The sequence below is a fragment of the Microbulbifer maximicatervae (SeqCode) genome (assembly GCF_052467955.1).
Map to the genome: position 1 here is coordinate 3,777,345 of NZ_CP174329.1, position 12,788 is coordinate 3,790,132.

Sequence of the window (12,788 nt, forward strand, 5' to 3'; positions counted from 1 at the left end):
ACATTGTAGATAGATCATGGTAGAACAATGGATTTAAGAGAGACTTGAAGCCTCAAATAGTTCAAGCCTTACCAAGTAGGATCTTCCACTGTCCTCTCGACTCCGGCTCCAGAAAACTATCATATCGCCAAGCCACTTCACTAATAAATCATTCCAGAATATTGGAGGAATAGAACCTGAGAACTATCGCGATTAATCCGCGAAAACCATTACTGGTACCACCACCAACTACTATTCTAATGTCCGTAATGCCATCATCGTCCAGCCCCCCTGAATTTGGAACAAAGGTTTTGTTTGATCTACTGCGACATCTACCATAATACCTTGGGATTGCATTAACTGTGAAGTAACCGATTCTTTATTTAGGATTCAGGTTAGCGTATCCAGTAGTAAGACCTCCGTGTTTGTGACTCTGACAACTCCAAAAGATTTTTTAGGGGCCTGTTTTGGCAGTTAAGATACCAAGAATCAAAGGTACCAGTTCTGGAGCAGCATAAACTTTGACGAACCCAAACTCGTATTAGGGAAAGGAAAATTGGTACACACAACATGAACAAGGAAATACAATTTAATGAACTTATCATATCTCCAGACTATCGCTGGGCTTTACCGCTTTACCCCCTACTAACAAACATAAACATACAAAAAGTACAGAGAAGGCATTTCTTTGGAGAGGAAGCCTAAAATATTCAAAGCCTTCCAATCTCACTCAACCCAGCATAAAACATTTAAAAATCTTGTTATCACGCCCACATTTGTACATCTTTAACAATGGAAACAACAATCAGATATCGCCTATATCAGATCTCATCTTTACCTCCATAAGATTTTTAGAAATATATACTCAACAATCTAAAGGGGGAAATTATCCTGAGAAAATAAAACCTTCTAAAACTATAAATCACTTACTAATCATATAAATACTTCCACCCACTTTTACTTAAAAGCGAAGTGGTAAGAATCAATTACAACACATTCTAAATTGTTATAGAGGTAGTTATCATGAAACATTATCTCCCACACAATTGACTTTACCTTACCAAGGACAATCCTATAAGTACTCGAAATATTTGATGATCTCCAACCATTTCAATCAGAATCGTCGTTGACGATCGAGGTATCCTGGCGCCAGCGAAACTATCCGCACTCCATTTTTTACTTGTAGTAAATTCTCACACCTGGCATAAGCCAATTTTATTCCAGCTTTTCTGACATCTTCTCTTTCTTGATAATGATCCCGCCCAATTTTATCATCACCCAAGAATGAGCAACGCAGAAATAAAATATTTTTGGAGAACTCAATAAACAAATAAACCTTTCAATTTTCTAGAGCTCTTTGTATAGCAGGGCCAATTTGGCGCTTACGTGAGATCACACCCTCGGCAATAACCATGTCATCCACCTCCTGATCTCCAAAAGCCGCAACAACAACATCTTTGTCTTGATCGTCACTCCAAAGGAGATAAGATCTATTTTCACGAGTGTCGACAATTGCAAAGATCAAGTGATCGATATTTTTTTCTTTCTTAATCTCTTCCATAGCGGACTTCAATTCATACCTCCGATTGATCAACTCCTGGGGTATAAGTGTTTCAGCAACACCAATTCCGACTTTCTTTCCTCCAAACTCAAAATTCTTATAATCAAGTAAAATAATGTCCGTAGCTGAAAACCCACCCAGATCAGATTTCGCCAGCAACATATTCTCTGCAAATTTATTGACATCATCTATACCTGCTCTATTGGCCAAATTTTGAACATAGGCTTTATCATATTCGGTAGTAGTCGGTGATGTCAGATTCACGGTATCAGAGAGGATTGCAGCCAATCCCATACATGCTAAATTCACTGGTAACTCAATACCAAGCAACTGTGCATGGTCAGCTAAAATTGTCGCAGTTGATCCCCAGGGTCTAACTTCTATATTGATCACATTTGGAATGTTGACTGGCGACCCACCAATTGCATGATGATCGATTATTGCCACGATTGAGTCTGGATCGATGCCGCCTGGTAGTTGAGTGCTTTGGTTGAAATCAACCAGTCCAACAGTCTTTCCTGAAAAATCCTCGATAATTTTTGGATCACTCGCATTACATCGCTCAACTGCAAAGCGAGTTTCCGGGTTAACTTTACTCGGAATACTTGGTTCACCTCCATAAATAAAGGCTGCGAGCAAGCTTCCGCTCACGGAATCCGTATCGGGAATTTTATGACCAATCCAAACCAAGTTCTGGCTGCTTTCTAGCTCCTTCTTTAAATAATTAACAGCGATACCGTTAGCGAGTTTAATTTGTCCTGCTGCTGAGGAACTGATTTCCTGTGCGCCTAATGCCCTGCCCATCAGCCCCAATAGTAAAAGTACAACTCCTGTGAGCACGCCAGAGAAACTAACTGAAGGGTATTCATCTAATTTTTGCAAACCTGAAACCGGATATCTCATCAGCTCCCTCCACTGTCATTTGTCAAGAGAGCAATGAAAAGTATAATAAATTGCCGATCGCATAAGTAGCTTCCACCCATACCGAACTTTCATTCGCCTGAATATTAATCCGATCACAATACTGTTAGTCGCCCCCTCATGAATAGATAAGCAATTCGTAATATAGACAAGGGGCAAACACTTAGGGGATAAGTCTGATACATCTTAACTATACCCTTGCAATTTGTCGCATGCCGCAACATATATGTACATAACTTCAAAAGCCCCATTTCCTAACTCGCTTTATGTTTGACACAAAGAATGCGATATTGGTACCCGTTGTCTATGGATATCCTCCCAACATAAAGTCTCAAGCGCCAATCTCATTAACAATCGAGTAAGATTTTATAGAGCACTGGACGTTTATCTGCATATGTTTAGCCAGAGGTTCTGCTGTGACGCGCCGAGATTTTTCTTGATGCAACACTTCCTTATAACTACCCGTCCTGCTGCGTGCTGTGTGGTTAAAAGCCGTATACACAAGTAATAGGAGTTTTATCATTGATGCCACAGTCTAAGCTGTAGTGAACAATCACTACAATATCGTACTTTCTATCAACAAAGAGCCACCCCTTAAGAGGATAGATTGCAAAGTTATTCTTCATTGGCAGACGCTAATTAAGACCTCAAAGCTGTCATAACGGCACCCTCAGCTACTATACATTGGCAAAACTACAAGAAGTTGTCGCCCTGAAAAGCGAACTTCTAATGGATATTATTTGACTTGCGTACTGCAAGTTGATCTGCTGTTTGTCAACCAAGTGATCAGGCCGTATTTATCTTCCAGAAATAGGGCTGCATGTCTGAGAGCTGACCTCCAATCCCTAGGTAGTTTGCTATCTCCCCAACGCCGGCCATATCTCAACCATAATTTTAAAATCGCAGACCGCTTGCTGGGTGGGATCATTGAGGGCAGTACCAAAGGTCTGTAGTGGTCTAATCCTTCCGGACACTTCGCTAAGATGGTAAAACTACCAAGCGAGGTGAAGTATGACAACAAAAGGTACACGCCGGTATTTCAAGCCGGAATTTAAGAAAGACGCCGTAGCGCTAGTCTCTGAGCAAGGGTATTCAATTTCTAAAGCAGCAGAGGCTGTAGGAACAACAGCCAATAACCTGCGACGCTGGATAAAGGAACTGAAGCAGGAAGAAGACGGTGTAAGGTTGGATGTAGGTGAGCGCGCAGAATTAGAGCGATTACGACGTGAAAATAAGCAGTTGCGGATGGAGAAAGAAATCCTAAAAAAGGCCAGCGCCTTCTTTGCGAAAGAAATGAAATAAAGTACAGCTTTATTGAAAAACAGCAAGGCAGCTTTCCTGTTAGGGTGCTCTGCCGGGTAATGCAGGTAAGTAAGACTGGCTATTACGATTGGTGTTGCCGTGGTAATAGCTCAATAGATGCTCAAACATGGCAACTATGCCATCGTTTGAAGGCCCTATTTGCAGAATCTAGACAGAGCCTCGGAAGTCGTCGGTTAATGAAGCTGTTACGTAAAGAAGGTTTTGAAGTCGGGCGCTATCGAGTCCGCAAGCTCATGAAAAAGCTAGGCTTGGCAGTAAAGCGTAAGAAGCGATTTACAATAACGACAGACAGTAAACATCACCTACCGGTCGCAGAGAACCTTCTGAATAGGGAGTTCTCACCGAGTGCTAAAAATCAAGTTTGGACGACTGATATTACATATATTTGGACTTCGCAGGGCTGGTTGTACTTGGCGGTAGTGATTGATCTCTATTCGCGCCGGATTATTGGTTGGCATCTAGATCGGAAGATGGAAACGGCCCTGGTAACTCGTGCGTTGATGATGGCTGTCAATTTGCGTTCGCCCCCAAAAGGTCTCCTGCATCACTCTGATCGTGGCAGTCAGTATGCCAGCCATACCTACCAAACGTTATTGAGTCAGCATGGGATGGTGTGTTCAATGAGCCGTAAGGGAAATTGTTGGGACAACGCACCGACTGAACGTTTCTTCAGCAGCCTGAAGCGGGAGTGGGTAACAGGAAACCTTTATCCGACAAGGGAGGATGCGGTAGCGGATGTAAGAGCCTATATTGCTTATTACAACTCACGCAGAATACACACAACACTGGGAGACCTAGCCCCTATCGAATTTGAGAAATGTGCTTGAAGAAGTGTCCGGTTGGAGTTGACCACAACAGTCTTTAGCCAGCTCAATGAGCGTGGGCATACAGGATAGCTAGCCGCCAGTACTTCCTCTCAGCAACTTCCTGCTAGTCTAGCCCTGCTCAATACATCCGACACCACAACCCTTTACTTTTTATCCCAAAGCTAGTCTTTAAAGCTATAACACAAACGCCCAGCATTTTAAGTGTCTTACCTCTAAACCAGAGATGATAATTCACAGAAACTGACACTTACCGTGTAACTGACAACTCTCACTAACCACACAATACTCTGAATAATTATTTATGAACGAAGCTTAGTGTTATAATCTTGTCACCGTGATAATAACAAGGTGTCGAAATGGCAAATATATTTACCTCCCGGTAAACAGTGAAGAAATGCTAGAGTTTGCGGAGAATATGGCGAGCGCATGGAGTATTCCGAAGAATCATATTCTTGCCAACAAGGTTACATCCGGTATTGGTAAGTCTATGTACCGCTGGATTGATAAGTGTCTCAGTAGCCTCAAATCTGGAGATACTCTTTATATTGTTTCTCATGGTACTGGCGCTGGTGACGGTGAGCAAATTGGTGCTCAACGCAATAACGGTAAGAATAAACAAACCAAAGTTTTCGAGAGAGGCGTAGAGTCGTGGCAGGGTGGAGAATGGAAAACCTATACCCCGACGCAACTAGCAGCTACTTTGGTTAAAGAAGGTTTGCCTGGTGGTTTTGTGGACCTGCATCTCTGTGCTTGCGGGTCAGGTTATGACGGTGAGAGGCTAAGGCCCTGGGCACAACGTTTACGTGAGGCGATGGCCACTACCCATAAAAGCCTAGAGGTTACTGGGTATCTTGGTTGGTTTGACGCTACTGGCAGCTCTGTCAAGATTAAGGTTAATACAAAGTATTATGATTTGAATGAGCGTGCAGTGACCTTTTCTTAATAGTTATCAATTTAAGATAAGTATAGACATCAGGTAGAGCGCCCAAAACTCAGCATACGTAAGACAGCTATAAGCGGATGTATTTCTCCAGGCGATCTAAAAAATGGATCGCCAGCTGTTACCGTTTCAAGTTTGAACCAAGCACCTCCAGTATTCGGAAGCTTTGGGTGTAACGGCATAAAGTGGTTTCTATTCTCTTGGCGAAACCACGCTTGCTTAACCCATAGAATTATCTGTATGTAGCCTCCAAAGAGAAGGATCGCAATTTAGATTTCAGGAACAATCACACGGCTAAAAATATTCCATTTATTCCAGGCTGGATTAATGCATCATCCAAATGCTGGTCTTCTATCAGCCTAAACTTTGAAGATTACTTTAAAGGTTTTACGGGATCGGAGGGGGTACTGTAACAAGCTTATAGCCAGGTCAATAAATTATTAGTTCACGGCATAGGCGACCACCATCCCTCTAGTTAAACATTTAACTTTAAAACCTGAGTACAAATTCCCAGCATTTTTTCCTTGTTTATTATTCGCAAATAAAAAGCCTTCAGAGTATAGGCTTGCCGTACAACTGACACCCCTTTCCAATCTATAGATGCCAATAAACTACTTTTCTAATTAATACAATAATGGTAGGTGTACGCTTGCTTTCTCCTGATTCCATAATCTCCCTTTGTATCTGGCTCCTTGCTTATCATTATCAATGTGATTAGGGCCATTGCTTCCCCCCTCCAATCTAATACCGTTTCACCGATATGGCATTCTTCGAGAATATAGTTATCTGGCAAATAATCCCCACTATCGTAATAAAACTCCACATAGCAGAACATCTCACCAGCGTGCTCTTTTTTCTGAAACTCAACTCCCTCTACATATACATTACCACTGATATTCCACACACCGCTACAGTCGCCGTACACCGATATAGGGAAAGATATCGCCAACATAGCTGAAAAGATTAAATTCTTCATTGGAGCTCCCTTCCGTTTATTTAAATAAATTAACCTTCATGCAATAAAACAAAGTATTGGTAATAAAATATTACCATTATCGACTGAGAACCCCTACTAAATTCATTACCCTGCCTTTACCTATGGAACAATTAGATGCCACCTACCCTCTGCTTTTTAGCTCAGACCGTACAATACCCACGGAAGATAGTGTATAAGAGAATAAATGTAACTTTAATACTTACCTACTCATAACGCCAAAACAAGAAACAAACCTAAATAGAGCAAAAACAACTTGTATGCATTTCCCCTTCAATTGTAAATTAGCGATAATTTATGACTTTAATTGTGTTTGTGTGAGGGAGGGGGGAATACCCATGCGCTTAAGAACACAAGGGTATTCTTTGCAATAACTATTTTAACTATTGTAAGTGCAATCTGAATTGGTACACAGCTGAACTATAGTGGCTTTTTGCTTTTCACCAATGCATCCGTCCAACTTGAAACGAATAGGCTTTTGGCTAACTTGAGCTGTCATTGCAATTGATACAGCACGGTTAAAAGCTGCCTCATTACCCAAAGAGTCAGCATCAAATCTTACCGCATGACTGCCGCTACCACACTCTTGAGTTTTAGGCCCAGTCCATCTTACAACCACATAATCAGAAAAAGATTCAAGCAAATCAACCTCGCCATACGACCAGCTAGGCTCTGCAAATACATTTGGAGTTACAAGCATCAGCAGCAGAGAAAAAGCAAAATTTTTCAACACTCACCCCCTTTAAATATCAAAAATAAATTCAATATTACAACAATCCAATGTATATTTCATCATCTATAGCACTCATGTAACGAACAGACACCTGTGGGATGAGTGGGTCTTTCTACCTAAATTAGATCGACCCAAACCTTCATCTATACAACTCCAAGAGGCAATTGACTGAGATCTATAACTTCAACCTAGGAGTAATCCCTGCTTGCGCAGCTTCATTTAAAAGCCTTAACTCTACCCATACCAATGTCAATTGGCACTAATTACTCTTCGATTTAACGGCGTATTCGTGCCTCAACCTAAAGCAACCAGCCCAGATACCTATTTCTATTAACCCGTGTAAGCGTTTGAATACGCCGAACGCGCTGCCTTTTCAATTGGACAACTATTTGAGACTCCCGGGCTGGAGTCGTCGGCATTCAGATCTTAGAAATCGAGGCTATGTTATCGAACGCACGCCTCCCACCCAAAGTGGCTTGGTATCTCACACCATCAAGGCTGCATTTAACCGGGATTTTGAAAGCCGCCTCCAGGCTTTTAGGAATTAGTCAGGCAGTGCAACAAATTTAAAGCCGACTAAATAGAATTTGGGTACATGGCATAGATCAATACAGTCACCTCATCTTAATTACTCTTTGCTAATCTAGCTCACCCTCGAACATCTACCGCCGCGATTGCCGTTTTCTATAAAGAATCGCGTTAGAAGGCTGAGTAAAATTTGTAACATTTCATATCCACGGCCTTCATTTCGAATGATGATGAGCCTCTGGAATTTGGGCTTGTCATGTAATTACCCCCTGAAAACTCTCTCGTATTGAGTAGACGCCTACCCAATTCAAAATGGTAAGCATCTACTCAGTAGGGGGGAGGCTTTATCCCATGGAGGGGCGAAGACCCAGAGCAAATTACATCAGCTTGTTATGTTTTTTCATATATTTCTATAAACTCTTTAACTATATACTCATCAAGTTCTTTCGCACTTCCCCAGCGATTTCGATACTGGATTTCCACATCAGTTAACATCCTAGCGGCTTCCGATAGACCAGATTCACAACAGAGATATAGAAACACCCAATACCTCTCTATTACCCCCACCATATTTTTGTCAAATTTAAATAAGTGTGTGAGTAATTTATTAGGTGAATCGATAGAGTGAACAACACTGAAATACTCCTCAATGTCGATCTCCTCTCCCGAATTAATAAAAACTTCCCCACTTTTAGTATTACTTTTCTCGATAATAGGAGAGGCAAATGCCAGACATCCATCCTTGTCTTCTCTAAGCTTCCTTGGGAGGTAACCCCAAAATGGAGAGCTCTGTTCTCCAAAAAGTAGGGCCATCAATCTAGAAAATTTTTTCGAGTAGAAGTACATATACAAAAAATCTTTTTCTGCATTGTCTTTATCAAATTTTGACTCGAATAAATAATCGCCAAATAATTTAATGGATTTTTCGTATTTACTCATGAGTTTCTTGGTCGTTGCCTGAGACTGGGCTTGCCCACAAAAAGTAGACTCTCCAACTATACGTATTTTCGCTCATACTCTGCTGGACTTACACAGCCCAATGCAGAGTGCTTACGAACCCTACTGTAGAAATCTCAATGTATTCAAACACCTCAGATTTTGCTTGCCCTTCTCTTTCGAATGTTCCGGCATAGACCAGCTCGACTTTTAGCCTGCTAAAGAATGATTTCATTGCCGTATTATCCCAACAGTTAGCCTGGCGACTCATACTCGGCTTGCACTTGCTTTCAGACAAGAGATACTAGCATTTCTGCGACCGATATTGCCCCCCCCCTGTCAGAGCGAACTATTAGTCCAGGCTTTATTTATCGTCGCTCTAGAGCCATTTCCAATGCACGACGTGCCAATTCATCGATCATCTGCAATAGGTCTAAACCTAACTATACAGGGTGTCTACCAAGCGTGGGTAAGTCTTGTACATAACGCCGCAAACAGCGGCAGATTTGAAGCAGCGAAGCTGCTGAAAAACTGTCCAACCCATGTAGTGGGCGGTGCAACTTCGCTTGTTATGCAATGCTGACATTATTGCTACTCTATTATTTGGCTTACGCTACTTGGATCAATTCCACACTCTTTGAGCCACGATGCCATTTCTGACAAGCTAATTGAGTGTTTTGTGATCGCTCCGCCGCTATTGCCCTCAAAATAGTAGCCTGAGCTATTGTGCCCCTCGTAGATTGTTTTTATGCCTTTGCAATCTGTAAGAAACTCCCGTTTAAACGCACTCTTTCCCAGTGGAGGCTTAGTTTGTGATTTCGTTGTACAACCCGCTTGCACAAGAATGAGGAATATTAAAATAAATATCGGGGCTCTCTTCACTCGCTTTCCTTGTGAGCACAACGCCCAGCAGCGAGCCCGGCAGACGAAGCCTGTGTACTTGAGCCGCTTGTTATGAAGTTGGGCCATCAGCACGCTTCTTTTTAGATTTCTTACAGGAATACAACACAGCACTTCTTATCACTGTGCAGAAGCATATAACTGATCCGATGAAGCACGGGACAAAGAGCAATAGAATTCCACCTACATACCCCATATAAGCGAAGACTCCAAGCAGAAAACCAATGAAAACCTCGGTTACCACTGACTCCCAATCTACGGAACTATTCAACTCAACCGTCTTAGCTCCATAGTGCCTTAATCCTATTCTTTGTATCTTTCTAGGCATAAAAAATCATAACTCCCGCGGAGGCCCGAAGGGCCGCAGCAAACTGCTTGCGTTTGTATGGTTGTTCTTGATCGATTCTGATGTTGAAAATCTTTTTCGCTAACGGGTAAATTGAGACCTACCTTCGGCGGCCACCGAAGGCCTTGTTTGTCACCGTTCGTTGCTGCGCAGGTTTATAACAAGTAGGAACGTGACAAACACTCACTAGGCATAACTCAGATAGTCATGTGGGCCTCGAGCCTGAATAGCAAGGCGGAAATAGCTTATCTTATAGAACCTCAAGATATCAATGTCGGTATCGACACCAGCAGTAAACAGCTCGATATTTATGTAAGACCTACTGGTCAGTTTTTTAGTGTTGCCGATAATGAAAACGGCAATAAGGATGCCATTAAACAACTACAACCGATTAAACCTCAAAGAGTATTAATAGAGTCCACGGGAAGACTCGAGTTACATTTTGTTTACGCCGCCGACAAAGCTGGATTACCTGTTGTTGTTTGCAGTTCTTAGCAGATAAGAAACTTCGCTAAATCCGCAGGTCGTCTCGCCTAGACTAACAAGCTAGATGCAATAGATATTGCACATTGTGGTGAGGCCATGAAGCCAAGGTTGTCGACGCTAAAACCAGAAAAATTTAGGGAGATCAGTGACTTACTGATCTGCAGGAAGCCAGTGCATAGAGATGAGCACAATGCAAAAGAGTCGGCTTCAGCGGATGCCTAGATCAGTGCACAAACCTATCCAGACCATTTTAAGCACCACTAGAAGAGAGTTACAAGGTATCAACAAAAAACTGGATAACAGTGTGTCTGAGTGGCAGCAAAGGCGCGACCTATTGCTGAACCCTAAAGGAGTCGGAAATGTATTGGCTTATAAGCTGATGAGTGAACTTCCTGAGCTCGGAGAATTGAACCGTAAAGAAATCGCTGCACTTGTAGGTGTCGCCCCAATTAACCGTGCTAGCGTCAGCTTCCAGGGAAAGAAATATATTCGGGGCGGAAGGCATTGTGTACGCACGGTTCTGTTTGTTTCCATCAGGCCAGCCATACAGCATCATCCCAAACTAAAGCCGATGTATAAGCGATTAGTCGATGCTGGCAAATTTAAAGGGTCGCTCTAATTGCCAGCATGAGAAAGCAGATTACGATCCTGAATACGATGGTGAAAAATAACACCTACAGAGATGAAAGTATGGCTTAATAACTTGATGGGCAACCATAGTCACTTGTTAACCCTTACCCGCTTTGACGGTAAAAACACTTGATGGACCAACGTTTAGGCCGTTGGTAACAAGAAATACCTCAACTTCTAAATCAAGCGCGATTTGATGAGATGGGTGCCCATCCAGCCACGCAAGTAAGATATTACTCTTGCCGTTTTCAATTGCTCCGACCATGGGTAAGTCCGGGAAAATAGCATCTGGCAGAACTCCGCTTTTAACTCGGAAATAAATGCCAAACTCTTCGATTGAGTATGTGGATTCTTTGGGAAGAGAAATTTCCAGAGACAAAGTGCCAGCATCAGAACAGGAGCTTCCCGGTGCGCTTGAACCTCTGGTGATGCCAGAAACTCTAACGATAGGAGCTGGAACTTGCTCCCAATAGTCTCCTTTCTCTCCCTTTTGAGCTGGACCAGGGTGTTGCTCCCATTGCTTTAAAGTGGGCTTGAATAAATCAGAGCCGCTAAATGAGCACGCCAATGCCCCTTGGGCAGATAACAACGAAGAAATAACGATTATTTTAAGTAGATGCCTCATGACTCTCCTTGAGGGTTAACGATTTTAGCAGCGTGTGCACGCTAGGGCGTCGCCAGCCTAAACTTGTTATTGGGCCCGCGGACTGGTTGTTTTTATCGGGGCCACAAGATCTGATGGATCTTCATAAAGAACTACTTCATGCTTATCCGAATCGGTCTCAATTCTTACAACCCATTTAGCGCCCATAAACGCTATTTTCCACCAGAAACTCAAGTTTTCTATTTCTACAGACTTGATACATTCAAGTGGAATGGCGATTTTTATTTCCTTTTCAAACATTGCCGCCGAGCAATCATTCGGACTATAGGACCAATGTACGATCGATTCTCGATCTACATACAATGCACCTGGTCTAGAACGAAAACACAGACCGTAATAAGCTCTGCTCGTACCGAAACGGACATCTTCAGGGATACTCCGCTCTTCTTTCCATTGCTTAAACTTTTCTTTTCCTATCAGTTTCAATTAGAACTTTCCTTCACTTCAAAGACGTATAACAGTTAATTTAAAAGAAACTTCCTTATATCACCCTGCTTTATATTTCTATACTCCACTTCCTCTGAAGACTTAAAAACCAATAAGTTATCGTAAATCTGTGTAAATACGCAAAAATAAATACAAAGCAGCGTCTTTACAACTCTGTATTTGCTCTGCTTTACATCAACTTTTGAACCCTTTAAGTATCAATGAGTTACTAAGTTTCACCTAGAAATAGGAACAGCTATCGCTGATTTTTGTTATAGATTGCACAGCTGTACACTTTTCGTTCGACATTAGCCAATTTGAATAGCTAAAAGTTTATAATCTGAGGGTTATACTAGCTAGTCACTTCTGCCCTCTCCCTGCCCCAACCTTATTGATCTCCTGATTTTTTATCACCTGGCGTCAACAGGGCTTCCGTTACTACTACCCTTGTAAGTAGCGATAACGAATCTGGGCGGCTGGTTATACAGGTTCGGAAAAACGTGATGGATTGAAATCTAGCGTTGTGGGGTGGTACTTTGCAGGGTAGGCGAGCCGCTTGAGGCTCCATCCAGGAAAGGATGAGCTGCGAGGAGC

At 42.3% G+C, this 12,788-nt stretch carries 11 protein-coding genes; 4 read left to right on the forward strand and 7 right to left on the reverse strand.

Annotated elements, in window-relative coordinates; all coding sequences use genetic code 11:
- Positions 1-1,318: 1,318 nt before the first annotated feature.
- Positions 1,319-2,443 carry a manganese-dependent inorganic pyrophosphatase gene (locus tag ACJJI5_RS16185; protein ID WP_445354639.1) on the reverse strand — a complete coding sequence of 375 codons (1,125 nt, stop codon included), beginning with the start codon at positions 2,441-2,443 and terminating at the stop codon, positions 1,319-1,321.
- Between the two features lie 1,029 nt (positions 2,444-3,472).
- Between ACJJI5_RS16185 and ACJJI5_RS16190 the strand changes: the two genes are divergently transcribed.
- A protein-coding gene (locus ACJJI5_RS16190) for an IS3 family transposase (protein WP_445354143.1) occupies positions 3,473-4,611 on the forward strand; the annotation gives its coding sequence in 2 pieces (ribosomal slippage) (positions 3,473-3,722 and positions 3,722-4,611; 1,140 coding nt in all).
- A gap of 394 nt (positions 4,612-5,005) precedes the next feature.
- Positions 5,006-5,554, forward strand: a complete 549-nt coding sequence (locus ACJJI5_RS16195) for a hypothetical protein (protein ID WP_445354640.1) — start codon at positions 5,006-5,008, stop codon at positions 5,552-5,554.
- 616 nt (positions 5,555-6,170) lie between these two features.
- Here ACJJI5_RS16195 and ACJJI5_RS16200 read toward each other — a convergent pair.
- From ACJJI5_RS16200 to ACJJI5_RS16215, 4 genes are all read right to left on the reverse strand, one after another.
- Positions 6,171-6,527, reverse strand: coding sequence for a hypothetical protein (locus tag ACJJI5_RS16200; RefSeq protein WP_445354641.1), 357 nt, complete (start codon positions 6,525-6,527; stop codon positions 6,171-6,173).
- Positions 6,528-6,924: 397 nt separating this feature from the next.
- Positions 6,925-7,275, reverse strand: coding sequence for a hypothetical protein (locus tag ACJJI5_RS16205; protein ID WP_445354642.1), 351 nt, complete (start codon positions 7,273-7,275; stop codon positions 6,925-6,927).
- A 921-nt stretch (positions 7,276-8,196) separates the two neighbouring features.
- Positions 8,197-8,745, reverse strand: coding sequence for a hypothetical protein (locus ACJJI5_RS16210; RefSeq protein ID WP_444897873.1), 549 nt, complete (start codon positions 8,743-8,745; stop codon positions 8,197-8,199).
- 88 nt (positions 8,746-8,833) lie between these two features.
- Positions 8,834-9,013 (reverse strand): IS3 family transposase, encoded by a 180-nt coding sequence (locus ACJJI5_RS16215; RefSeq protein ID WP_444897874.1) that lies wholly within the window; start codon positions 9,011-9,013, stop codon positions 8,834-8,836.
- Positions 9,014-10,195: 1,182 nt separating this feature from the next.
- On the opposite strand from ACJJI5_RS16215, the gene ACJJI5_RS16220 reads away from it, so the two are divergent.
- Together ACJJI5_RS16220 and ACJJI5_RS16225 are read left to right on the forward strand one after the other, a co-directional pair.
- Positions 10,196-10,483: a hypothetical protein gene (locus ACJJI5_RS16220; RefSeq protein WP_444897875.1), complete on the forward strand. Its 288-nt coding sequence runs from the start codon at positions 10,196-10,198 to the stop codon at positions 10,481-10,483.
- Positions 10,484-10,655: 172 nt separating this feature from the next.
- On the forward strand, positions 10,656-11,093 hold the full coding sequence (locus tag ACJJI5_RS16225; protein WP_445354643.1) for a transposase: 438 nt from the start codon (positions 10,656-10,658) through the stop codon (positions 11,091-11,093).
- Between the two features lie 108 nt (positions 11,094-11,201).
- Here the strand turns inward: ACJJI5_RS16225 and ACJJI5_RS16230 are convergent, their stop codons facing one another.
- Together ACJJI5_RS16230 and ACJJI5_RS16235 are read right to left on the reverse strand one after the other, a co-directional pair.
- Positions 11,202-11,729, reverse strand: a complete 528-nt coding sequence (locus tag ACJJI5_RS16230; RefSeq protein ID WP_445354644.1) for a hypothetical protein — start codon at positions 11,727-11,729, stop codon at positions 11,202-11,204.
- Positions 11,730-11,795: 66 nt separating this feature from the next.
- Positions 11,796-12,194, reverse strand: coding sequence for a hypothetical protein (locus ACJJI5_RS16235; RefSeq protein WP_445354645.1), 399 nt, complete (start codon positions 12,192-12,194; stop codon positions 11,796-11,798).
- Positions 12,195-12,788 lie beyond the last annotated feature (594 nt).